This is a genomic window from Ruminococcus sp. AF17-12, from assembly GCF_003479245.1.
In the GTDB taxonomy this organism is placed as follows: domain Bacteria; phylum Bacillota; class Clostridia; order Lachnospirales; family Lachnospiraceae; genus Blautia_A; species Blautia_A fusiformis.
In genome coordinates this window covers 297,533-323,094 of sequence record NZ_QUGY01000003.1, presented here as the reverse complement: position 1 = coordinate 323,094, position 25,562 = coordinate 297,533, and the positions used below count along the sequence as shown (strand labels likewise).

Genomic DNA, 25,562 nt, shown 5'->3' with positions numbered 1-25,562 from the left:
CCCAGAATGCATCTTTCATGGTCTAACTCCATTATATTTATCATCCTTTTTCTTATATCAACGGATATGTATTTATGAACTAATTGTTCTTTTCAGTATACTACATCAGGGAAGGGAGAACAAGCGTTTCTTTTATACTATAGAGATTTTTTTGAGCAGACATGCTCCGATGTGCAATTCATCTCACCACCTGAAGAGGTGAGAGAATTCTTGCTACATTTGTTAAATGTATTTTAGTATAAATTTGCGGGAAATGCAATGTAGGGGAGAACGGGTAAAAGTAAACAAAAAAATAAGAGTAAAATTAGACGCTTTGCCAATAGATTTTTAAAAAGGAAAGTTTTATACTCTACTTACAGTTAAGACATAAACATAAGTAAAAGACATAAATAACGAAATGAACGAAAAAAAGGAGGTTCTATCATGAAATTAACAAGAGAAGGAATCAAAGAGCGTGAAGCATGGGAGAAAGCAGGCATCAATCTTCCAGGATACGATGTAGAGGCAGTTACTGAGAAAGCGAAGAAGGAGCCAGGCTGGGTACATTTCGGAATCGGAAATATCTTCCGTGTATTTATCGGAGGTATTGCAGATGGTCTTCTGGAAGGGGGAGTTCTTGACAGAGGCATCACATGTGTAGAGACCTTTGATTATGATGTAGTAGATAAGATTTACGCGCCATATGACAACCTTGGCTTAAATGTCATCCTTCACGGTGATGGAACCCGTGAGTACAAAGTTCTTGGGGCACTTGCAGAAGCAGTGAAAGCACAGTCTTCTGATGCTGAACAATGGAACCGCCTGAAAGAAATTTTTGCGGCTAAATCCCTGCAGCTGGTTTCCTTCACTATCACAGAAAAGGGTTATGCACTCCAGAAAGCAGACGGAACATGGTTCCCGTTTGTGGAAGCAGATATTAAGAACGGACCGGATAAGGCAACGGGAGCAATGGCAGTTCTTGTGGCTATGCTGAATGAGAGATATAAAGCAGGGAAATATCCGATCGCCCTGGTATCCATGGACAACTGCTCACAGAACGGCGCCAAGCTTCGTGAGTCCGTGCTGACTATGACAGAGGAATGGCATAAAGCGGGCTTCGTAGATGATGGCTTCGTAGATTATGTAACGGACGAGAAGGTGGTTGCATTCCCGTGGACCATGATCGACAAGATCACACCTCGTCCAAGCGAGCAGATCGCAGCAGACCTTGAGAAGCTTGGCGTTGAAGACATGCAGCCGGTGATCACAGGAAAGAAGACATACATAGCACCATTTGTTAATGCTGAGAAGCCACAGTATCTTGTTATCGAGGACAGCTTCCCTAACGGACGCCCTGCTCTGGAAAAAGGCTTCGGCGTATATATGGCGGACAGAAATACCGTCAATCTTTCCGAGAGAATGAAAGTAACCGTATGCCTGAATCCTGTACATTCCGCAACCGGCCCTCTTGGTGTGGTACTTGGCTATGATCTGTTTGCACATATGCTGAACACGAACGAAGATATGATGAAAATGGCCCGTATGGTTGCTTATGACGAGGGACTTCCGGTAGTTGCAGATCCTGGAATCCTTTCCCCGCAGGCATTTGTGGATGAACTCTTTAATGACCGTTTCCCGAATGAGTATCTTGGAGATACCAACCTTCGTCTGGCTGTAGATGTGTCCCAGATGGTAGGTATCCGTTTCGGTGAGACTGTAAAAGCATATGTGAAGAAATTTGGAGATGCTTCCAGACTGACAGCAATCCCGCTGGGAATCGCAGGCTGGCTGAGATACATGCTGGCTGTAGATGACGAAGGAAACAAATTTGAGCTTGCACCGGACCCGATGAATGAGGAGATCACAGAGCAGCTTGGCGATATCGTGATCGGAAAACCGGAAACCTTCAAGGATCAGCTGAAGCCGATCCTTTCCAATGAGAGATTGTTCTTCACAGACCTTTATAAAGATGGTGTCGGAGAGAAGATCGAGGATATGTTCCGTGAGATGATCGTCGGCCCCGGAGCTGTAAAGGCAACTATTCATAAATATGTAAAATAAAACCAGGGTTACGAGAACAGTTTATGTAAATATTGAATAAAGAGAAATGAGGTAAATGGAAAGATGACAGAACCGGTATTTGCGGCAGACCCGGCAAGACTGTTGATCGCGGCAGCAGCAGGAATTTTATTATTATTGTTACTTATCATAAAATTTAAGATCCACCCGGTTTTATCCCTGCTGATCGCTGCACTGGTTATCGGGCTTGGCGCCGGAATGCCGGTTCCAACGCTGGTAAGCACTGTGGAAAACGGCGCAGGAGAAACCTTACAGGGAATCATACTCCTGATCGGACTGGGCTCTCTGTTCGGTGGGATATTGGAAGTGTCCGGCGGCGCACAGTGCGTTGCTCAGACACTGATAAACAAATTTGGTGAGAAAAAAGCGGGAATCGCTCTTGGGATCACAGGACTTGTGGTAGGAACTACGGTATTCTTTGAGGCTGGCGTTGTGATCCTGATCCCTCTGGCATTCGGACTTGCGAAGAAAACAAAGAAATCTACTTTATATTATGTGATTCCTCTTCTCGCCGGACTTGCCACCGGATTTGCATTTATACCGCCATCAGCAGGATCTGTTCTGGTGGCAAATATGCTGAATGTGGATCTCGGAGTGATGATCGCGGTAGGTGTGCCTGTGGGCATTTTATCATTGATCTTTGCAGGAATCTTATGGTCCAAATTTATCGGCAAAAAGATCAATACAGGGCTGCCCTCCAATATCCAGGAGGTACGTGAGGAAGAAGAAGCCAATCTGCCGAAATTTTCTACAGTATTATGTATCATTCTTGTTCCGCTGGTACTGATCCTGTGCAATACAGTTTCTGAATACATTCCGGGAATCGACGCGGCACGTCCTGTTCTGGAATTTCTGGGAACACCATTTGTGGCACTGATCATAGCAGTATTGCTTGCCATGTATTTTCTTGGAAAGAAGCAGGGCTATAATGGAGAGCAGCTTAAGAAAATCCTGGATCGTTCTCTGAAGCCTACCGGACAGATTCTTCTGGTCATCACTGGTGGAGGTATCATCCGCTGGGTGCTGCAGGACTGCGGTATGGGAAATATTATAGGACCAGCCCTGGAAAAAAGCGGACTTCCGCTTGTACTGGTTGCATTCCTTATTGCAGCTCTGATCCGTGCATCGGTTGGTGCGGCAGTTGTGGCTATGACAATGGCAGCAGGAATTATGGCGGCTATGCCCGGAGTTGCAGACCTGTCACCGGTTTATCTGGCAGCAATGGTCTGTGCCATCAACGGAGGCGCAACGGCATTCAGCCATGTAAATGACTCCGGATTCTGGCTGGTAGGTTCCCTTCTTGAGATTGATGAGAAAACAACCCTGAAATCCTGGACAATGATGGAAACCATCGTAGGAGTAACAGGTCTGGTCTGTGCTGTTGTGATCAGCCTGTTTGCATAGGAGAGTAGACAAAAATGATAGTAAAAGTAATTTTAGGCACAATGCAGAATGCAAGAAAGCTGGTAAGTATTGCAGAATCCATCCCCTGTGATGTAGAATTATGTTATGGCCGTTATGTTGTAAATGCGAAGTCTATGCTTGGTGTCTTAAGTATGCCTGAGTTTGACGAGGGAGAGCTTCATATACATACAGATAATGAGAAAGAATGCGAGAAGATCTTTTTTCAGCTGCTTGATCAGAACCTTATTATGGACACAGGAGATGCTGTGAAAAGATCCATCTATGATATCACAACCTTTGGTGAGATCCTGATCGATTTTACATCTCAGGATATCAATGAGGATGGACAGATGCTGTATGCCAGAAATCCGGGCGGTGCACCAGCCAATGTTGCAGTTGCAGCCAGCAGACTGGGAGCTCATACTGCATTTATCGGTAAAGCAGGAAAAGATATGCACGGAAAGTTCCTGAAATCTGTTCTTGAGAAAGAAAACGTGGATACCAAGGGTATGCTCCTGGATGAAAATTATTTTACTACACTGGCTTTTGTGGAAGTCAGCGAGACTGGAGAGAGGACTTTCTCTTTTGCAAGAAAACCGGGAGCGGATACGAAGATCCAGAAGGAAGAAGTGGATGTGGATGTGCTGGATCATACCCATATTTTTCATGTTGGATCCCTGTCCCTGACGGATCAGCCTGCAAGAGATACCACGTTTTATGCGGTAAAAAGAGCAAAAAACAAGGGCAGCGTGATTTCTTACGATCCCAATTACCGTGCATCTCTGTGGCCGGATGAAAAGACAGCGAAGAAGCATATGAGAAGCCTGGTTCCCTATGTGGATCTTATGAAGATTTCGGATGAAGAGACAGAACTTCTGACAGATCATAAGGATGTCCGGGAAGCAGCAGAAGCACTGTACAGCCAGGGCGTGAAAGTTGTGGCAGTTACACTTGGCGGCGAAGGAGCCTATCTTTACGGCAAGGATGGCGGCTGTATGGTACCGGGATTTGCAGTGAAACAGATCGCAGACACGAACGGAGCCGGAGATTCTTTCTGGGGCGGTTTCCTGTACAAAGTCAGCACAGCAGAGAAACATCTGGACGAGCTGACCCAGGAGGATCTGAAGGAATTTGCCCGTTTCGGCAATGCAGTGGCCAGTCTCTGCGTGGAGAAAAAAGGTGCGATCCCGGCAATGCCGGAGCTTGCACAGGTGGAACGCAGAATTGCAAAGTGATCGTATTCATAAAACTGTAGCAGAGTTGAATCTAAATTGCGAAGCGATTGTGTTTATGAGTATGTCAGATTTATGAAAGGATGGGGTTTTGAAATGAATTTAAAAGATCAGATGAACGGAGTTCAGCACGTAGGTGTGCCAACCAATGATATTGAGACAACCATTAAATTTTATGAGGCACTGGGATTTAAGATCGCTTTCCAGACGGTGAACGAGGCTGCCAATGAGAAGGTTGCTTTCCTGAAGCTTGGAAATCTTGTGATCGAGACTTACGAGAACAAAGCAGCAAAAATGGAATCCGGCGCCATTGACCATGTTGCCATTGATGTGAAGGATGTGGAGAAAGTCCACGAGCTGGTGACAGCAGCAGGACTGAATACCACCAATGACGAGGTGCATTTTCTGCCGTTCTGGGAGAATGGTGTGAAGTTCTTTACTATTGAGGGACCGAATAAGGAGAAGGTGGAGTTCAGCCAGTATTTATAAAATGTGTAAGTCAGTTAAGTCTCCTGCAAGAATGTGGGTACCTGTCTTAATGGGAATTTACAATACAGTAAAAATACGCTAGAATAGAATACTGTTAATATTCATCTAAATAAAAAAGATCTATAAGAACAGGAGTATATACATGCTGGGACTTAAACCAATAAAGACTTTACCCATAAGAGAAAAGATTGCGGCGAATCTCAGAGAGGCAATTCTTTCAAAAAAAATTCCGGCGGGGGAAATTCTGACACTGGAAAGTACTGCGCAGGAACTTGGAGTGTCCATTACACCTACAAGAGAAGCCTTTCAGATTCTGGCAAGAGATGGACTTCTGGAACTGGAGCGAAATAAACGTGCAGTAGTTCTTGGAGTGAATGAAAAAACGATCCGCGAACATTTTCAGGTGCGGGCGGCACTGGAAAGTGAAGCCTGTGTTTTGTGTTGTGAAAATAAGATCGATCTTCAGAGGATTGATCAGATCCTCAAGGTTTCCAGAGAAGAGATAGAAAAAGGTGATTTTGAAAGTTATTCAAGTCTCAATCAGACTTTGCACATGGAATTATGGACAGCAGCAGGAAATGATAAACTTAAAAATATGCTGTCAGAACTGTGGAACGGACTGTCCAGAGGCGTACTGGTAAATGAAGAAGAGTACGTAAGAAAATCTCTGAAAGAGCATGAGGAAATTGTAGAAAGTATTCGAAAAGGTGATGCTATGGAATGTTATCTGCGTATGCAGAAACATATAAAAAGCAGTTGTGAGAACTTTGTGCAACGGTATAATTAGGCTGTAGAAATCACCATTTTTCTGTAAAAAGTATACAAAAACAGAACAGATAATTTTTACAAAACGCCGAAATTGTTAATTGTTATTGACAGTTACGGCGTTTTTCACTATTCTTTATGTATACAATATAAAAAATAAAAAATAAAAAGTAAAAAAGTAAAGAAAGGCGCAATGAAATGAACGACAAGAACATAATTGTGAACAAGCCGGAACCGAAACCGGGTATACTTGAGCGTAGTGATCTTTTTGCGATCGCAGTAGGAATGGTAATCGGCTCCGGAATGGTAACTCTGATCGGACCGGCAATGGCTTATACCGGTTATTCTGTATGGCTTGCTTATCTGACAGCGATTGTCATGGGATTCTTTATGGTTTTTCCGTATATTATTCTTGGTGGGACCATGCGCGTGGCAGGAGGCCCGTATTCCATCGTAACGAACCTTTCCGGAGTCAGCACCGGAGGTCTGGTAGCTTATACGAAACTGGTAACGCCGATCCTCAACAGTTCTTTTGCGTTGGCACTGGGATTGTATTTGAATAATCTCCTCCCGGGAATTACAGTGAAAGCACTGGCAATCGCAGGTGTTGTTATCCTGTTTGTTCTGAATCTTCTGGGAATGGATATTTTTGCAAAGGTAAGCAAGATATTATCAACGGTTCTTCTGATCACAATGGTTCTGTATGTTGTTTTCGGACTTACACAGATCAGACAGCCGATCTTTAATTTTTCAGGAGATAAGATGTTTACCGGCGGCTTTAAAGGCTTTATGCTGGCGGCACTTCTTCTTATCAATTCCGCAAATGGTTACTACAATGTTCTGTGGTATGGTAAAGACGCGAAAAGAGCAACGAAAGATGTTCCGTTTGCGGCAATGTCCTGCGTGCCATGTCTGCTTTTTATTTATGTGGGCCTTGCGATGGTTACAGGTGGGGTGCTTCCTCACGATGAGGTTGCAGGTGTGGAAACAATCCTTCCGGCAGCACAGGAGATCCTTCCTGGTATTGTGTATAAACTTTTTATGATCGGCGGACCGATCATGGCAATCATCACTACTTTGAATGGTGTATTTAATGATGTACGATATCCGATCGCTCAGGCTGCCAAGGATGGATGGCTGCCGAAAGGAATTCTGAAGGAAAACCGTTTCGGAGCACCGTACCTGATCTATACCTACACACTGATCGTAGTGTTGCTTCCGATCATTTTTGATATGAGTATCGTGACGATCACAAATATTTTCCAGGTGATCACATTTTTTATGAATGTTACAGTTGTGTATGCAATTTCACGTCTTCCGAAGAAATATCCGGATACCTGGAAGAAGAACAAATTTCACCTTTCCAGTGCAGGACTTTACGTATTCTGTACCATCAGTATCATCATTTACACGATTATTTTTATAAAAGGAATTTTCAGTATTAAACTTGTATATGCAGTATCTGCTGTTATAGTTATGGTTGCATTGATCCTGATTGGTGTATATCTCACCAGAAAAGGTGGAATCCGTATCGAGACATCCATATGGCAGCCTGCAGAGGAGGAAAAAAATGAATGAATTAAATCCGTTCAAGCTGGCAAAAATGCTTGAGGAACTTGAGAACACCGTAGAATTACACAGTATTTCTGTACGGTATAAAGGAGAAAAGGTTGTTGAAGGAGCCTGGGCACCTTTCTCAATGGAAGAGCCGCAGATGCTGCATTCTTTATCAAAGATCGGAACAAGTATCTGTGTTGGATTTGCGGTGGATGAGGGAAAACTTCATCTGGAGGATAAATTTCTGGATTATGTGAGAGAAGATCTTCCGGATGAATATGATGAAGCCCTGGAAAATATTACCGTATATGATCTTCTTACCATGCAGGCCGGTTCCCCGGAATGCTGTAATAATGTATGGTTTTCCAGACTGGAAAAAGACTGGGAGAAGAACTGGCTTGGACAGCCTAAGCTGAAAGAAGATATCGGAAAAGTTTTTCATTATGATTCCGGATGCAGCTATACACTTTCCAGGATCGTGACCAAAGTTATGGGTGAAAACTGTCTGTCCATTATGCAGAAACGTGTTTTTGACAAACTTGGTTTTGGAAAGATCAACTGGCTTACAAGTCCTGAGGGACATAATACTGGCGGCTGGGGCATGTATCTGACCGCAGATCAGATTTCCACACTGGCACAGCTCCTTCTCCAGAAAGGAAACTGGAAGGGTGAGCAGCTGGTGCCACAGTGGTGGATCGAAGAGATGGGACAGTCAAGAGTCGTAATTCCCGGAGATGAGAAAAAAGCACTGACTCATTATGCATATCACATCAAAGCAGGAAAAGAGATCTTTGCGGCAGAAGGAGCATTTGGACAGTATTTGGTGTGCTTCCGGGAACTTCCGGTTGCCATTGGCATTACCGCAGGTGCGAGAGAATATCTTGCGGCAGATATCTGCCTTAAATATATGAAGGAAGCAGTTTCCATACCTTGCCCGGAAGAAAAACGGGAAGAAGGAGAGAAATATCTGGAAGCAAAAATAAAAAGCCTTTCTCTGCCACAGCCGGAAGGCAGACTGAAAACTGCGGAAAAAGAACTCAGTGGATTATTTAACCGGGAGATTATTTTTACAGAAAATCCGAGAAACATTGAAAGTGCAAAGATCATTCCGGAAGGATGTAAACTGCGTCTGGAAATGATAGTCCAGGGTGAGAAAAAGATTGCTTATGCAGGATTTAAGAGCTGGAAACAGAACGATCTTTATCCGGATGATTTTACAAAGAGATATCACAGCATTGCTTATGGAATGGATCAGGAAACGTTATATCTGTCTGTGGGACTGCTCAACACTTCCTACAGGGAAGAGTATTCCTTCTGGGTCAATTCTAAAGATACCGTGATCGCGACCTGGAGACCTAACGTTACCTATCTTCCGGAACAGCCGGATATGGTATGGAAGTTTACAGGAAACTTTAAATCCTGAAGAGAAAAAACTCAAAGTATAGACCGATAAAAATATAGCAATTCCTCCAACCTTATGATAAAAGAAACGAACAACCCGCAGGATACTGACTTGCCATCAGTGGTCCGATGGGTTGTTTTTTGTTTGGAATAAGTCTACAATAGGAAACAGAAATTTTTATTATTGTGACATAGGGAAGAAAGTGTACGATGAAAATACATTACAGAATTAAAAATAATGCAATAGAGATCGTTCGGTGTTATGGTACCGATGACCGGATCGTGCTGCCGGAAGAGATCAATGGTCTTCCGGTAGTCAGTGCGGCGCCGTATGCGTTTTCTGCACATAAGGATGGAGAAGAAGATGCAGAAACCTGGGAGAGCGAAGATGTAATTTCGTTCGGAGAAGAGAGACTTCTTGCCGGGGAGGAAGTGCAGGAGATCGTTTTTCCCGATACACTGAAGGAAATCGGAAGATATATTTTTTATGGATGCAAAAAACTGGAACGGCTGGAATTTTCGGATACGCTGATGCAGGTGGGAACCGGGGCGTTTACGGGCTGCAGCGGGCTGAAGGAGCTTGTGATCCATCAGAAAAAAGGGCTCAAGTCCTGTGCAAAGGAGATCCTCGGTGAGCTGTGGCAGAAGATCGATGTGGATTTTCTGTATGAAAATGGTGAGGCAGGTGGAAAACGTGCGCATATGGTTTTTCCGGAGCATTATGATGAGGCGGTGGAGAATACGCCTGCGAGAATTCTGTTTACGGAGTATCATGGCTCAGGGACCAATTACCGGCAATGCTTCTACAGCAAAGAACTGGATTTCGCAGAGTATGACAGCCTGTTTGATATGGCAGTGGTAATGGATAAGTTGGAGGTTCTGGTTGATATGAGCTTCGGACGACTTTGTCATCCGTGGCAACTGAGTAAAAAGGCGAAGAAGCAGTATGAGGATTATATCCGGGGAAATCTTAAGGATATCGGGGAATTTCTGGTGGAAAGCGGAAGCTTAAATGGTCTGGAGCTGCTTTCTCGGGAAAAACTCTGGAACAGAGAGGGCCTGGAACATAGTATTGATGTGGCGTCCGGGAAGAAGGATATGGAGATTTCCGCATTTCTGATGAATGAACGCAGCCGGATGCAGAAGGAAGAGCAGAAGGTGGCCGGGGAGACAGAAAATGAGAGGTGCCCTGTTAAAAGGAGAAAGAAGTTTCAGTTATGAGTGATATAGAAACAACTGAAAACAATAAAAATAACTTCCTGCCCGGTCAGGGATCCAATTCCCAGGAGGCAGCCCAGCGTCTCCAGGACATCGGCAGCAGCATCCTCCGGGCGGCAAGAGACGAGCTGTATCTTGGCATGCGTTTTCTGGATGTGGCGCTGAGCAGCTTTATTTATCAGATGGATGGTTCGGTCAGTCCGTTTGGAACAGACGGGGCTGTGATGTACTTCCATCCGGCACAGCTTGGCGGGCTTTATAAAGAAAACAGGATTCTTGTGAATCGAGGATATCTCCATATGGTATTTCACTGCATTTTCCGGCACTTTGGGAAGCCGGGAATAGAGACGCGTTTGTGGAATTTAAGCTGCGATATTGCAGTGGAGCATATGATCGACGGGATCTATCACCGCTCAGTCCGATATTCCAGAAGTCTTCTCCGGAGGGAAACCTACCGTCTTCTGGAAAAGGAAAAGAAGACGCTGAATGCAGAGAGAATCTACAAGATTCTGAAAGAAGAATTTCTGAAGGAAAAAGAACTGGCACAGCTTGAAAAAGAGTTCTACGTGGACGACCATAAATACTGGGCAAACCAGCAGCCCGACCGGAAACCCAATCCCCTGATGAGTAAAAAATGGGGAGATATCAGCGATGGGATCGAAACAGACCTAGGGACTTTTTCCAGAGAGTCAGGAGAGCAGGACGGAGATTTTCTGGACCAGCTGAAAATAGAGAACCGGGAACGATATGATTATCGGGAATTTCTGCGGAAGTTTGCAGTATTTCGGGAAGAACTGACTGTGGATCCGGACAGCTTTGATTATAATTTTTATACCTACGGGCTTTCCCTTTACGGGAATATGCCGCTGATCGAACCCCTGGAAACCAGAGAAGTGAAAAAAGTTTCGGAATTTGTCATTGTGATCGATACCTCCATGTCCTGTTCAGGAGAACTGGTACAGAGATTTCTGGAGGAAACCTATGGGATCTTAAGCGACAGCGGGAATTTTTTCCAGAAGGTAAATATACACATTATCCAGTGTGATGAGAAGGTGCATTCGGATGTAAAGATCACCGGTGCAGAGGAATTGCAGGAGTATATGAACAGCCTGGAACTTTACGGTGATGGAGGTACAGATTTCCGTCCGGCTTTTGCTTATGTGGAAGAGCTGATGGAAAAACGTGAGTTTGAAAATCTTAAGGGCCTGGTGTATTTTACAGACGGATACGGGCTTTTTCCGGCAAAGATGCCGCCATACCGGACAGCATTTGTATTTATGGAGCAGGAGCCTGAGGATGTGGATATCCCGGCCTGGGCCATGAAGCTGGTGATCACGGAGGAAGAATTGTAAAGAATTATATCCATATCTTATGTCATGAATCTGATATTTTAATCTTTTATTTTGTATATTGCTATCTGCATATCAGTTATAGTGTAGAAAATAGGTAACAACAGACAATGTTACGGAAAATATACAGAACAGGAGATTGTATGGCATGAGATATGGGTATTTTGATGAAGAAAAAAAGGAATATGTGATTACCAGGCCGGACACACCTGCTCCGTGGGTGAATTATTTGGGATCGCCGGAATACGGAGCAATCGTTTCCAATAATGCAGGGGGATACAGCTTTGCAAAATCCGGGGCGAACGGCAGAATCCTGAGATATATTTTTAATCAGTTTGATCAGCCGGGAAGATATATTTATCTCAGGGATAATGACACAAAAGATTATTGGTCAGCATCCTGGCAGCCGGTTGGCAAAGATCTCAGTGAGTATAAAAGTGAATGTCATCATGGCACAGCCTATACTAAAATGATGGCAGATTACAGCGAGATACATTCAGAGGTGAGATACTATGTACCGCTTGGGCAGTCCTACGAGGTATGGAATCTGAAAGTTACCAACTGCTCAGACAGAAAACGTGAGATCAGTGTGACTGGATATGCAGAGTTTACAAATAACAGCAATTATGAACAGGATCAGGTGAATCTGCAGTATTCCCAGTATATTACAAGAACAGTATTCTGTGGAGATCGTGTACGTCAGATGATCCATGCGAATCTGGACGGCCTTAAGGATGGGGAAGAGGTTGATAACAAGAACGTGTTCAACCGATTCTTCGGCCTGGCTGGAGAGAAGGTTTCTTCCTGGTGTGGTGACAGGGAAAAATTCCTTGGAAGATATCACGGATACAACAATCCAGCAGGGGTTGAAGCCGGAGTATTATGTAATGAGGGAAATTATAATGAAAACAGCTGTGGAGCTCTTTCAACTGTAATTACTCTGGAACCGGGAGAAAGTCGGGAAATGGCTTTTCTGGCAGGAATGAAGGAGGATAATGAAGCAGCGGAGATTATAGCACATTATGCAGACTGTGAAAAAACATGCGCGGTGGAGCTTGAAGAACTGATCAGTTACTGGCACGGACAGCTTGCACATTTTCAGATCAGAACACCAAGTCCGGAATTCGATACCATGATCAATACATGGAACGCATATAACTGTTTTATGACATTTATCTGGTCACGTGCAGCATCTTTTACTTATTGCGGACTTCGTAACGGATATGGATACCGTGATACTGTACAGGATATCCAGGGTGTGATCCATCTTGCACCCGAAATGGCACTGGATAAGATCCGTTTCATGTTGTCAGCACAGGTAGATAACGGCGGCGGTCTTCCACTTGTGAAATTCACACATAATCCGGGACATGAGGATACACCGGATGATGCGTCCTATGTACAGGAAACCGGTCATCCGGCATACCGCGCAGATGATGCACTCTGGCTGTTCCCTACTGTATACAAATATATTTCAGAGACAGGAAATTTTGCATTCATCGATGAAGTGATCCCGTTTGCAAACAAGGATGAAGGAACTGTATACGAGCATCTGAAAAGAGCTATTGACTTCTCCATGAACCATCTTGGCAGACATGGAATGCCGGCCGGACTTTATGCAGACTGGAATGATTGTCTGAGACTTGGAAAGGATGGGGAATCTACTTTCGTTGCATTACAGTTCTATTATGCAATGACTATCCTGAAAGAGTTTGCAAAGTACAAAAAAGATGAAAAATATATAAAATACCTGGAAGAAAAACAAGAGCAGCTTGGAAAATTGATCCAGGAACTCTGTTGGAATGAAGATCGTTTTATCCGTGGGTTTACGGAGCGGGGAGAGGTTATCGGAAAGAGAACTGACCCGGAGGCAAATATGTGGCTGAATCCACAGAGCTGGGCTGTGATCAGCGGCCTTGCAACAGAGCGGCAGGCAGATTTGGCCCTTCAAATGGTTTATGAAAGATTGAATACAGAATACGGTGCAATCCTTATGGATCCTCCATATCATGCAAATGCTTTCGACGGAGCACTTGCGGTTATCTACAATGCAGGAACAAAGGAAAATGCGGGAATCTTTTCACAGTCACAGGGATGGCTCATTCTGGCAGAAGCACTTTGCGGACATGGTGAGCGTGCATTTAATTATTTCCTGGAGAATGCTCCGGCAGCGCAGAATGACAGGGCTGAGATCAGACAGCTGGAGCCATACTGCTATGGACAGTTTACAGAAGGAAAAGCAAGCCCGAATTTCGGACGATCTCATGTGCACTGGCTGACAGGAACAGCATCTACTGTGATGGTAGGATGTGTAGAAGGAATTCTTGGCATGCGTCCGGATTTCTATGGCTTACGTATAGCACCATCGATTCCAAAAGAATGGGAGAAGTTTGAGATAAGCAAGGATTTCCGTGGATGTCATCTCCATATCACTGTGAAGAATCCGGGACATGTGGAAGCTGGATGTAAAAAACTCTATGTAAATGGAGAAGAACTTCCGGGTAATTATATTCCGCAGGAGAAACTTACCGGTGAGACAGAAATTGAATTCTATATGTCATGACATAATGGATATAAATTGCGAGGAGATCACATTTATGAATACAAAGTAAAATGGAATATAAATACCGTTTTATTTTGGCAGGAAGGAGATCACAGAATGAAATATATAAAATTTCAGGATAAAAATGGAAGCTTTTCCATAGAAAATCCGGAGAATTACAGCGGTTTATATATACCTCTGGCCGGAGAAAACGGATTGAAATCCGCGATCACCCCTTCTCTGGGAGGAGACAGCAAACTGGATCAGAATCATTTTCTGCTGGAACCGGTAAGCATTGAGAATCTTCATAATAATCGAAACACCAGAAATTTCTGGTGCAAGATAAAAGGAAAAGGTTACTGGTCAGCATGCGGAGTTTCGGCAGAACAGGAATTTCAGAAATATACTGATAAACAGGATAAAAGCAGCCTGGAAGCCGGATTTATGTGGCAGAAGCTGCACAGAACTTCTGAGAAATACGGACTTCAGTCAGAGATTTTGTCTTTTGTGACAGTGAAAGGTGATGCGGAGGTCCATCTTGTAAAGATTACCAATATTGAAGAGGAAGAACAGGAGATCACACCGGTTGCTGTAATACCTGTATATGGAAGAAGTGCAGACAATCTCAGAGATCACAGGCATGTGACTTCCCTTTTGCACAGGATAAGAACAACGGAGTACGGTGTTGAAGTAAAACCGGTGCTTTCTTTTGATGAAAGAGGTCATCAGAAGAATAATACTACATATTTTGTATATGGATCTGAAGGCGAAGGAACGGAACCGGAAAGCTTTTATCCTGATGTGGAAATGTTTATCGGAGAAGGCGGTTCTTTCCTGATTCCGGAGGTGGTCAGAGAAGAGAAAAAAGGTGTTCCGGCAGGAACAGAAATTGAAGGAAAGGAAGCTGTCGGTGGTATTCGTTTTGCATCCAGGGTTCTGAGACCACATGAAACAGCTGTATATGTTGTGACAGCGGGAATATCTGAAAAAAATCAGCTGCCGGAGGAGACTGCACGGTTTTACAGAACTGAAAAACAGGTTGCAAGAGAATTTGAACATGTAAAAAAACACTGGACAGAAAAAGTGAATGTTTCTTTTGAGACAGGTGATGAGGACAGAGATAATTATCTGAAATGGATCTGTTTCCAGCCGATATTAAGAAGAATTTACGGTTGTTCATTCCTCCCGTATCATGATTATGGAAAAGGTGGAAGAGGCTGGCGTGATCTTTGGCAAGACTGTCTGGCACTTCTGATCATGGATCCTTCTGTTGTACGTCAGATGATCGTCGATAATTACGGTGGAGTACGCATCGATGGAACCAATGCCACGATCATCGGAAACAGACAGGGTGAATTTATCGCAGACCGTAACAACATTGCCCGCGTGTGGATGGATCATGCTTTCTGGCCATTTGTGACAACGCAGCTTTATATGGATCAGACCGGGGATATGAATGTCCTTTTTGAGAAGATTCCATATTTCAAGGATCTTCAGACAAAAAGAGGAACTGCGCATGATGAAAAATGGAGCAGTGCCTATGGAGAAAATCAGAAAACAGAATCCGGTGAGATTTATTACGGAACGGTTCTGGAACACATTTTGCTGGAAAATCTCTGTGCTTTTTATGATGTAGGAGAGCACAACGAGATGAAACTTCACGGGGCAGACTGGAACGATGCCATGGATATGGCATGGGAAAATGGTGAGAGTGTGGCATTTACCTGTGCATATGCTGGAAATATGAAGAACATCGCAGAATATCTGAGAAAACTTCAGGAAAAGGAAATGTTTGACAGGATTGAAGTTGCGGAAGAAATGGAAATCTTGTTTACCGGAGACCGTGAGCTTTATGAAAGCCCGGAGAAAAAGCAGCAGCTTCTGAGACAGTACACAGAAAAATGTGCACATGATATCAGCGGAAATACTATTGTGATCCGTCTGGACCAGCTTAGCCGGAATCTGGATGAAAAGGCAGACTGGATGATGGAAAACATCCGCAGAAGAGAATGGGTAAAAGACGGAGAAAACGGCTGGTTCAACGGATATTATGATGATCATAAACGTCCTGTGGAAAGGGCAGAAAACAGCCAGGTACGTATGATGCTTACCAGTCAGGTATTTGCGATCATGAGTAAAACCGCACAGAAAGATCAGATTGAGTCTATCTGTAAAAGTGCGGATAAATATCTTTTTGACCGTCAGGCAGGAGGATATCGCCTGAATACCAATTTCCATGAAGAAAAATTTGATCTGGGAAGAATGTTCGGGTTTGCTTATGGAGAAAAGGAAAACGGAGCGGTATTTTCTCATATGGCTGTTATGTATGGCAATGCACTGTATAAAAACGGCTATGCAAAAGAAGGACATAAGGTTCTGGAAACGCTTCTGGACGCTGCCATGGATTTTGAGAACAGCAGGATGTATCCTGGAATTCCGGAATATTTTGATAATCAGGGAAGAGGATTGTATGCATATCTTACCGGTGCTGCAAGCTGGTATATGCTGACTATGATCACAGAGGTATTTGGCGTCAGAGGAGATCTTGGAGATCTGGTGATCGCGCCGGCACTGATGCCGAAGCAGTATAATGAGAATGGACAGGCATCTCTTACTATGGAATTTGCCGGAAGAAAGCTGGAGATCTGTATCTGCAATCCGGAGAAAAAACTTCCTTCAGAATATAAAATAAAAACAGTATGGTGCGATGAAAAGGAAATGAAAAACAAACAGAGTACCTGTGTACGTATAGAGCGGGAACTGCTCGAAAAGCTTTCTGTAAAAGAAACACACAGGATCAAAGTGGAACTGATGTAACAGAAATCGGTTATACATAATTGTTAAATTACAGAAACAGAAGTATCAATAGGAAAACGGCATCCCACAGTTGTAAAAAGCTGCGGGATGTCGTTTTTGATGCTGATAAAAAATATCAGCCATAATAATATAATAATAAGGATGTTTACCACATGGATTTGTAATATTTGTCACGGTACTTCTTTGGGGTAAGGCCGGTGAAGTTTTCAAAGATCTGGATAAAATGACTCTGTGAAGAGAAATTCAGATAATTGGCGATATCAACTACTGCTTTATCAGAGTATCGGAGCAGGTGAGTGGCTTTTTCGATTTTTTTCTCGCGGATGTAATCACTTATGGATACTCCAAGATTCTGTTTGAATACTCTGGACAGATAACTGGGAGAGAGTCCGGTATGTTCTGACAGATCCTGAATGGTGATACGCTCCTTAATGTGACCGTAAATATAGTCCACGCATTGCATGACCGGTCTGGAAAGAATAGAGCTTTTTTTCTGGAGGATCATTTTTCCGGTAAAATCTCTGGCCATAATATGATGCAGATCTGCAATCTGGCGTACAGTGGTGCAGGAATCCATTTTCAGAATGTAAAAATCGCTGAGACGATATGCCTGTTCAGACTCCAGTCCACCGTCAATACAGTAACGGGTGAGCATGGCAGTAGTGACAACGAAATGATACTTCAGGTTGGTCAGAGGATTTTTGGAGAGGATACCGGTTCCCTTCAGATGAAGAAAAGAGTCTTCCTCGCAGTTTTTGTTTACAGCTTCCATATCACCGGCTCTTACGGCATTGTAAAAAGAATATTCCACAGAGGGAGAGCGATGAAGAGCTTCCAGTTCTGTATCTTCCAGTTCATTAGTAATCCAGTCTTGGGAAATGGACATATTGATATCCTCCTTATATGTTGGTGTTTAAGGAATGTATTGGTTTCTTATATTATGACATGAATCTGACATTTTGTTAAGATTAATAATATAATCGCAGATAAAAAAATGGTATATTTTTATCATCAAAGGTAAAGCATCGGGGATGCTACAGAAAAAGGAGGATTTATACTATGAAAAAAAGAGCGGTATCTATGATCCTTGCAGCAGCAATGGTTTGTGGAATGATGGCAGCAAATGTAAGCTGTGTATCTGCAAAAGGATCGGATGAGGGAAAAGTGATCAATATTTATTCCTGGAATGATGAGTTCCGTCAGAGACTGGAAGCTGTTTATCCGGAAGTAGAGTCCACTTCCAAAGATGGTACAGTTACAAAACTGAAAGATGGTACAGAGATCCACTGGATCGTAAATCCGAACCAGGATGGCGTATATCAGCAGAAACTGGATGAGGCACTTCTCAACCAGGCTGATGCAAGTGCAGATGATAAGGTAGACATATTCCTTTCTGAGACAGATTATGTATTCAAATATACAGACAAAGATGCAGATGTTGCAATGCCTCTTACTGATCTTGGCATTGATCCGGACAAGGATCTTGCAGATCAGTATGATTTCACGAAAACAACAGCTTCTGATGCGGATGGAGTACAGAGAGGCGCCACATGGCAGTGCTGCCCGGGTGTCCTTGTATATCGTCGTGACATTGCGAAAGATGTTTTCGGTACTGATGACCCGAAAGAAGTTGGCGAGAAGATGAAAGACTGGGATACAGCCAAAGAATCAGCAGCTCAGCTGAAAGAAAAAGGATATTATACATTTGCTTCTTATGCAGACACTTTTCGTTTATATGGAAACAGCATTGAGAATCCGTGGGTAGAGTCCGGTGATTCTGTGATCAAAGTAGATTCAAAGATCATGGACTGGGTAAAAGATTCCAAAGAGTGGCTGGATGCAGGTTATCTTAACAAAACTGTAAAAGGTCAGTGGAACGATGACTGGAACAAGGCAATGAGTTCTGAGTCCAAGGTATTCGCATTCCTCTTCCCGGCATGGGGTATCGACTTTACTCTGAAACCAAACTGGGATGGAGCAGAAGGTGACTGGGCTGTTACAAATCCTCCGCAGGAATACAACTGGGGTGGCTCTTACATTCAGGCTGCAACAGGAACAGATAATCCGGAACATGTCAAAGATATTATCCTGGCAATGACGGGAAATCAGGATAATCTTCTTAAGATTTCCAAAGAATACTCTGATTTTACAAATACAAAATCCGGTATGAAAGATGCAGCTACAAATGCAGATTTCGCATCTGATTTCCTTGGTGGACAGAACCCGTTTGAGTATTTTGCACCGGTTGCAGAGAATATCAAGATTGCACCGCTTTCCGCATATGACCAGGGTTGTGTAGAGCTGATCCAGAACGCTTTCAGTGATTACTTCCAGGGTAAAGTAGACTTTGACAAAGCAAAAGCCAACTTTGAGACAGCTATTCAGGAGCGTTATCCGGAGATCACAGAGATCCAGTGGCCGGAATAAATACCACATGAGGATAATTGTTGATGCTGCAGGATCTTTGGATCCTGCAGCTTGCTGGAAAGGAAGAGCATTATGAAGAAAAAGAGCGTTAATTACGGAAAATGGGGATACATATTTATTCTTCCGTTTTTTGTGATCTATTTTATCTTTTCGCTGATTCCGCTGTTTGATACAGTGAGATACAGCTTTTTTGAATATTTCCGTTCTGGAATCAAGCAGATTGGTCCTAATTTTATAGGACTTGCCAATTATGTCAGTCTTCTGCATTCTGACATGCTGAAATACGGACTGAATACACTGATCCTTTGGGTGATCGGATTTGTTCCGCAGATCGTTATTGCACTGGTGCTTGCATGCTGGTTTACCGATGCCAGGCTGAAGCTTCATGGCAAGCAGTTTTTTAAGGTTGTAATTTATCTGCCGAACCTGATCATGGCATCAGCATTTGCACTTCTGTTTTTTACCATGTTTTCCACAAACGGACCTGTAAACTCCATTTTGTGTTCACTGGGCTGGATAAAGGAACCGATTGATTTTCTGGGCTCTGTTCTGGGAACAAGATCATTGGTAGGTTTCATGAATTTCCTGATGTGGTTCGGAAACACGACCATCATGCTGATGGCAGCAGTAATGGGAATCAGTATGGATATTTTTGAAGCATCGGATCTGGACGGATGCAACAGCATTCAGCGTTTCGTCTATATTACGCTTCCACTGATTCGTCCGATTCTTTCCTATACTCTGATCACTTCCATCATCGGTGGCCTTCAGATGTTTGATGTACCGCAGATCCTCACAAACGGACAGGGTAATCCGGACAGAACATCCATGACACTGATTATGTTCCTGAACAGCCATCTGAAGAGCAAGAATTATGGTATGGCCGGAGCATTGTCTGTATACCTGTTTATTATCAGTGCAATCCTCTGCTTCTTTGTATATCGTATGACTAACGACAATGATCCGGACGGATCTAAGAAAGCAGCGAAAAAGAGAGCAAGAGCAGAAAGGAGAAAAACAAAATGATGAAAGATAAGACAGCCAGCAGGATCAGAAGTATCGTGGCACATGTGGTACTTATTATTCTTTCCTTTATGTGTCTCTTTTTCTTTTATGTACTGATCGTGAATGCGTCTCATTCTCATGCAGAGCTTCAGAAGGGATTTTCTGCTCTTCCTGGAAAATATTTCTGGAAAAACCTGATGAATGTTGCAAATGACGGAAGCTTTCCGATGTTCAGGGGAATTCTTAACAGTATTATCGTGTCCGGATGCAGTGCAGTATTATGTACATATTTTTCCTCACTGACAGCATATGGTCTTTATGCCTATGATTTCAAGGCAAGGAATGTAGCGTTTACATTTATCATGGCGATCCTCGTCATGCCGACACAGGTAACTGCAATGGGCTTCCTTCGTCTGATCACAAAGATGGGATTATATGATTCCCTGCTTCCGTTGATCATTCCGTCTGTTGCGTCACCGGCCGTATTCTATTTTATGTACAGCTATCTGCAGTCCTCACTGCCGATGTCACTGGTAGAAGCAGCCAGAATTGACGGCTCCGGAGAATTCCGTACTTTCAACAGTATTGTCCTGCCAATCATGAAGCCGGCAATCGCTGTACAGGCGATTTTTACATTTGTAGGCTCCTGGAACAATTATTTCGTTCCTGCTCTGGTTATCCAGTCTAAAAGCAAGATGACTGTTCCAATCCTGATTGCAACACTTCGTGGAGCAGATTATATGAATTTTGATATGGGTAAGATTTACATGATGATCACAGTTGCCATTGTGCCGATCATTATCGTATATCTCCTTCTTTCCAAGTTTATCATCGCAGGAGTGACACTTGGAGGCGTAAAAGAATAACAAAAGGTAGCAGGTAAGATATGACAGTTAAGAAATGGAAACACAGCGGAACAAAGAAACACAGCATGTCAGACCGTGAAATACGAAACGGTCTTCTTTCGGAAAAAGCAGCAGAGGAGGGTATTGTACTGCTGAAAAATGATAAAAAAATACTCCCTCTGAATATTTCCACGAAAATAGGTTTATACGGCGCCGGTGCGGGAAAGACAGTGAAAGGCGGAACAGGTTCCGGTGATGTGAATAACAGAAGTAACATTTCTATTTATCAGGGACTGAAAGAAAACGGTATTCAGATCGTAAGCGAGAAATGGCTGGCCAATTATGAGTCAATATACGCAGAAGCACGCCGGGCATGGAAAGAAAAAATACTGGAAGAAGCAAAGTTTGTGGAAAATCCTTTTGATGCCTATGCGGAAAATCCCTTTGCAATGCCGGAAGGCCGTGCAGTCACAGCAGAAGATACTGTCGATGCCCAGACAGCAATCTATGTGGTAAGCAGGATTTCCGGTGAGGGAAAGGATAGGCGCAGGGTCGAGGGAGATTATTATCTGAGCAGACGGGAGCGGGAGGATATCCGGTTCCTTGATGCACAGAAGATTCCTACAGTACTTATCCTGAATTCCGGCGGTCCGGTAGAACTGACAGATATTCTGGAAGAAACAGAAAATATCTGTGCTGTCCTGAATATTTCCCAGCTTGGACAAAGAGGCGGACTTGCCCTCGCCAATGTCCTTCTGGGAAAGGTAACTCCAGGCGGCAAGCTGACTGCAACATGGGCCAGAAGGTATGAGGATTATCCGTGTGCAGAGGAATACAGCTATCTTAATGGCAAGCTTGAAAGAGAAGAGTACAAGGAAGGAATTTATACAGGATATCGTTATTTTGATACTTTTGGTGTAAAACCGCTGTTTCCGTTTGGATATGGACTTTCTTACACAGAAATGCAGATACGCTTCCATGGGATGAAAACATCAGGGGATGGCGTTGAAGTTGAAGCAGAGGTAACGAATACAGGAGAAACTTTTTCGGGAAAAGAGGTCGTGCAGGTCTATGTGTCTCTTCCACAGGATGAATCAGGGAAGGAATACCGTCGGCTGGCTGGCTTTGCAAAAACAAAACTTCTGAAGCCGGGGGAAAAAGAACTGCTGAAAATCAGGATCGACAGAAAGACACTGGCATATTTTTCCGAAGAGCAGCATGCCTGGATTGCTGAAAAAGGTTATTATGCTGTCTGGGTCGGAAACAGCATTGCATCGCTTACGCTGGCTGCAATGCTTGAAGTGCCGGAGAGTGTGATCCTGGATAAAACGAATATCCTTGAGAATCAGACTGATATTACTGAAGAAGTTTATGACCGCCAGAATCTTTCTGCCAGAACTCTGAAATGGAAAGAGAAGGCAGAGAATGAGAAGATTGGAAGATATATCTATTATCCTGAACCAGAGAAGAGAACAGAATGCACCTGCCAACCGGAAAATAAGATTCCTGCAAAGGATCTGCTCCCGCTGTTTTATGGGAATATTGCTGGAATCTCCAGTAATCTGGGGGCGGCAGGAATCCGTGTTCCTGGTTCTGCCGGTGAGACTACGGCTGCTCTTTATGAGCAATATGGCGTTTTCCCACTGATCATGGCCGATGGGCCGGCAGGACTGAGACTTCAGCAGAATTATGAAGTAGACAGAGAAACAGACACAGTATATGGAATCGGTGTCCTTGGATCTCTGGAAAACGGATACCTGAGAACAGATGAGATTCACGAAAACGCAGACAGATATTATCAGTTCTGTACGGCATTTCCGGTTGGAACTGCACTGGCTCAGACCTGGGATACTGCCCTTGTGGAAAAAGTTGGAATAGCGGTGGCAGAAGAAATGGAAGAATTCCACATAGATCTCTGGCTAGCACCTGGTCTTAATATTCAGAGAAACCCTCTGTGCGGCAGAAATTTTGAGTATTATTCCGAAGATCCGCTGCTTTCCGGAACCATGGCAGCAGCCATGACAAAAGGAGTGCAGAGCAGACCTGGCTGCGGTGTTACCGTTAAGCATTTTGCCTGCAACAATCAGGAAGATAATCGTATGGGCGTAGATGCACAGGTATCAGAACGTGCCCTGAGGGAAATTTACCTGCGTGGTTTTGAGATTGCAGTTAAAGAAAGCAGACCAGTGGCAATCATGTCTTCCTATAATTTACTGAATGGTGTCCATGCTGCAAACAGTGTTGATCTCTGTACAGCCATTGCCCGAAAAGAATGGGGATTTGACGGTGTGATCATGTCAGACTGGAATACAACGGTTCCGGAAGATGGAAGTATTCCGTGGAAATGCGTGACAGCAGGAAATGATATTATCATGCCTGGTAATGCAGCCGATGCAGAAAATATCCGAAAAGCTTTTGAAGACGGAAAGCTTTCGGAAGAAGTTGTCAGAATGTCTGCGGGACGTATTCTGAACCTGATACACACACTGACAGCAGAATAAAAAAAATTATATAGTAGTGAAAAACTTGCCTGAATTCAATTTTCGATTTATCATTGGATTCAGGCATATTTTTTGTAGATGTCGCGCAAGGCAACCCGTTTTAGGCGGAGAATCCTGCAGGCAGTTTTTTATATGCCGTGAAAAGGAGAATACCATGAACATAAAACGAGCAAAGCAGGAGATCAGAGATTCCATAGAAGCATATCTTTCAAAGGACGAATTCGGTGAGTACCGGATCCCGGCGATCCGACAGAGACCGATCCTTCTTATGGGCCCTCCGGGAATCGGAAAGACACAGATTATGGAACAGATAGCAAGGGAATGCGGGATTGCTCTTGTTTCCTATACCATTACCCACCACACCAGGCAGAGTGCTGTGGGACTTCCTTTTATTGTAAAAAAGAATTATGGTGAGGAAGAATTTTCTGTCACGGAATATACCATGAGTGAGATCATTTCGTCCGTTTACGACAAAATGGAAAAAACAGGTCTGAAAGAAGGCATCCTGTTCATTGATGAGATCAACTGCGTATCTGAAACACTAGCGCCGATGATGCTGCAGTTCCTTCAGGGAAAAACCTTCGGAAACCAGAAGGTGCCGGAAGGCTGGGTAATCGTCACAGCAGGCAACCCGCCAGAATATAACAAATCCGTCCGGGAATTTGATGTGGTTACTCTGGACCGCATCAAGAAGATCGATGTGGAGGCAGACTTTGATGTATGGAAGGAATACGCCTATCAGCAGGGAATTCATCCGGCGGTGATCTCCTATCTGGAGCTTCGCAGAAAAAATTTCTACAGGGTGGAGAATACCGTAGACGGAAAGATCTTTGCCACAGCCAGAGGCTGGGAGGATCTTTCACGTCTGATCCAGGTTTATGAGATCCTTGGAAAAACCGTAGACCGTGAGGTGGTCAGCCAGTACATCCAGCACAGGATGATCGCGAAGGATTTTGCAGGCTATCTGGCTCTTTATTATAAGTACAGAACGGACTATAAAGTGGAGGACATCCTGAAAGGAAAGTGGGATCCCATTACTCTGGGTAAGATCCGCACAGCCTCTCTGGACGAGCATTTGAGCATTGTAAGTCTTCTCAACGGAAAGCTCAGCGAGCTTTTTACAGAATGCTATCTTACCGATGCCTACCTCACGAAACTGTATGATTATATGGTGTACTTCAGAGAAGATCAGGACAGCCTCACAGCAAAAAATCTCATGGAAAAAGCAGAGGCGGATCTTGAAAAGGACAAAAAGAGTGAGCTTCTTACAAAACAGCAGGAGCGTATACAGAAACGTGTTGTGTCATTTTTTGAAAATGCGTCCGGATCGAAATCAACCTCGGGATCAATTGGATCGAAATCAACCGGATCAGATAAAACCGGATCAGGTTCAGAGCTGGCAGGAGGCGGAAGTGCCGCAGTAGAATCGGAAGTTCCATCATCAAACCGGAACTATGAGTTTGTGAAAGCCCTCTTTGAATCCGAAACCGAAGCCTACGAAAATCGAACCGATGAAATATCTCTTACTCTTCAGAACGTCTTCGACTTCATGGAAGCTGCTTTTGGGGACAGCCAGGAAATGGTGGCATTTATCACAGAACTGAATGCCAACTATTATAGTCTCTGGTTCATTCGGGAGAACGGTTCTGACCAGTATTACAGGCATAATAAAGGTCTTCTTTTTGACGACCGCCAGAAAATGCTTCTGGGCCAGATGGAGGAAGTAGAAAACATTCTCAATAATGGAATAAAATAATATGTCTTACCAATTTATTATTTACTATTGATTAAATTGGGGAATTATCGTATAATATTTACTATAAAAGTCCGGAAAATAGAGAGGGCAAATAGTCAAAATGCACAGACTGACTGAATGGCTGCAGAGCGATCATCTGGTGCAGAACTGCATGATGACTGAGAATGGTAAATATCCACTTGTCTATATTCCGGGA

General features: G+C 43.7%; 17 protein-coding genes. 16 read left to right on the top strand and 1 reads right to left on the bottom strand.

Going from position 1 to position 25,562, the window contains the following annotated elements; translation table 11 throughout:
- Nucleotides 1–423: 423 nt before the first annotated feature.
- The 11 genes from DWW77_RS05120 to DWW77_RS05070 all read left to right on the top strand — a co-directional run bounded on the left by DWW77_RS05120 (nucleotide 424) and on the right by DWW77_RS05070 (nucleotide 16,832).
- The gene (locus DWW77_RS05120; RefSeq protein WP_118608167.1) at nucleotides 424–2,040 is read left to right on the top strand and encodes a mannitol dehydrogenase family protein; all 1,617 of its coding nucleotides are present in this window, start codon (nucleotides 424–426) and stop codon (nucleotides 2,038–2,040) included.
- 63 nt (nucleotides 2,041–2,103) lie between these two features.
- Nucleotides 2,104–3,462 carry a GntP family permease gene (locus DWW77_RS05115; protein ID WP_015526183.1) on the top strand — a complete coding sequence of 453 codons (1,359 nt, stop codon included), beginning with the start codon at nucleotides 2,104–2,106 and terminating at the stop codon, nucleotides 3,460–3,462.
- Nucleotides 3,463–3,476: 14 nt separating this feature from the next.
- A complete protein-coding gene (locus DWW77_RS05110; RefSeq protein ID WP_015526182.1) occupies nucleotides 3,477–4,697 on the top strand; it encodes a PfkB family carbohydrate kinase in 1,221 nt (406 codons plus the stop codon).
- A gap of 93 nt (nucleotides 4,698–4,790) precedes the next feature.
- Nucleotides 4,791–5,183 (top strand): VOC family protein, encoded by a 393-nt coding sequence (locus tag DWW77_RS05105; protein ID WP_015526181.1) that lies wholly within the window; start codon nucleotides 4,791–4,793, stop codon nucleotides 5,181–5,183.
- Between the two features lie 142 nt (nucleotides 5,184–5,325).
- Nucleotides 5,326–5,970, top strand: coding sequence for a GntR family transcriptional regulator (locus DWW77_RS05100; protein WP_059086720.1), 645 nt, complete (start codon nucleotides 5,326–5,328; stop codon nucleotides 5,968–5,970).
- 176 nt (nucleotides 5,971–6,146) lie between these two features.
- Entirely contained in the window at nucleotides 6,147–7,526 is a 1,380-nt protein-coding gene (locus tag DWW77_RS05095) for an APC family permease (RefSeq protein WP_021652086.1), read from the top strand.
- The gene (locus DWW77_RS05090) at nucleotides 7,519–8,928 is read left to right on the top strand and encodes a serine hydrolase domain-containing protein (protein ID WP_015526178.1); all 1,410 of its coding nucleotides are present in this window, start codon (nucleotides 7,519–7,521) and stop codon (nucleotides 8,926–8,928) included. Before DWW77_RS05095 ends, DWW77_RS05090 begins: the two co-directional genes overlap by 8 nt.
- Nucleotides 8,929–9,116: 188 nt before the next feature.
- Nucleotides 9,117–10,127 (top strand): leucine-rich repeat protein, encoded by a 1,011-nt coding sequence (locus DWW77_RS05085; RefSeq protein ID WP_118608166.1) that lies wholly within the window; start codon nucleotides 9,117–9,119, stop codon nucleotides 10,125–10,127.
- Nucleotides 10,124–11,476, top strand: coding sequence for a vWA domain-containing protein (locus DWW77_RS05080; RefSeq protein WP_118608165.1), 1,353 nt, complete (start codon nucleotides 10,124–10,126; stop codon nucleotides 11,474–11,476). The genes DWW77_RS05085 and DWW77_RS05080 overlap by 4 nt, the downstream gene beginning before the upstream one ends.
- Nucleotides 11,477–11,621: 145 nt before the next feature.
- Nucleotides 11,622–14,036, top strand: coding sequence for a glycoside hydrolase family 94 protein (locus DWW77_RS05075; protein ID WP_059086721.1), 2,415 nt, complete (start codon nucleotides 11,622–11,624; stop codon nucleotides 14,034–14,036).
- A 96-nt stretch (nucleotides 14,037–14,132) separates the two neighbouring features.
- A complete protein-coding gene (locus DWW77_RS05070; protein WP_118608164.1) occupies nucleotides 14,133–16,832 on the top strand; it encodes a GH36-type glycosyl hydrolase domain-containing protein in 2,700 nt (899 codons plus the stop codon).
- Nucleotides 16,833–16,977: 145 nt separating this feature from the next.
- Here DWW77_RS05070 and DWW77_RS05065 read toward each other — a convergent pair whose 3' ends face one another.
- On the bottom strand, nucleotides 16,978–17,718 hold the full coding sequence (locus tag DWW77_RS05065; protein ID WP_118608163.1) for a helix-turn-helix domain-containing protein: 741 nt from the start codon (nucleotides 17,716–17,718) through the stop codon (nucleotides 16,978–16,980).
- Nucleotides 17,719–17,891: 173 nt separating this feature from the next.
- On the opposite strand from DWW77_RS05065, the gene DWW77_RS05060 reads away from it, so the two are divergent.
- The 5 genes from DWW77_RS05060 to DWW77_RS05040 all read left to right on the top strand — a co-directional run bounded on the left by DWW77_RS05060 (nucleotide 17,892) and on the right by DWW77_RS05040 (nucleotide 25,366).
- Nucleotides 17,892–19,259 (top strand): ABC transporter substrate-binding protein, encoded by a 1,368-nt coding sequence (locus DWW77_RS05060; RefSeq protein WP_118608162.1) that lies wholly within the window; start codon nucleotides 17,892–17,894, stop codon nucleotides 19,257–19,259.
- A 72-nt stretch (nucleotides 19,260–19,331) separates the two neighbouring features.
- Nucleotides 19,332–20,285, top strand: a complete 954-nt coding sequence (locus tag DWW77_RS05055; RefSeq protein ID WP_015526171.1) for a carbohydrate ABC transporter permease — start codon at nucleotides 19,332–19,334, stop codon at nucleotides 20,283–20,285.
- Nucleotides 20,285–21,130, top strand: a complete 846-nt coding sequence (locus DWW77_RS05050; RefSeq protein WP_044961860.1) for a carbohydrate ABC transporter permease — start codon at nucleotides 20,285–20,287, stop codon at nucleotides 21,128–21,130. Before DWW77_RS05055 ends, DWW77_RS05050 begins: the two co-directional genes overlap by 1 nt.
- 20 nt (nucleotides 21,131–21,150) lie before the next feature.
- On the top strand, nucleotides 21,151–23,610 hold the full coding sequence (locus tag DWW77_RS05045; RefSeq protein WP_118608161.1) for a glycoside hydrolase family 3 protein: 2,460 nt from the start codon (nucleotides 21,151–21,153) through the stop codon (nucleotides 23,608–23,610).
- 154 nt (nucleotides 23,611–23,764) lie between these two features.
- Nucleotides 23,765–25,366: an ATP-binding protein gene (locus DWW77_RS05040; protein ID WP_118608160.1), complete on the top strand. Its 1,602-nt coding sequence runs from the start codon at nucleotides 23,765–23,767 to the stop codon at nucleotides 25,364–25,366.
- Nucleotides 25,367–25,562: the final 196 nt, after the last annotated feature.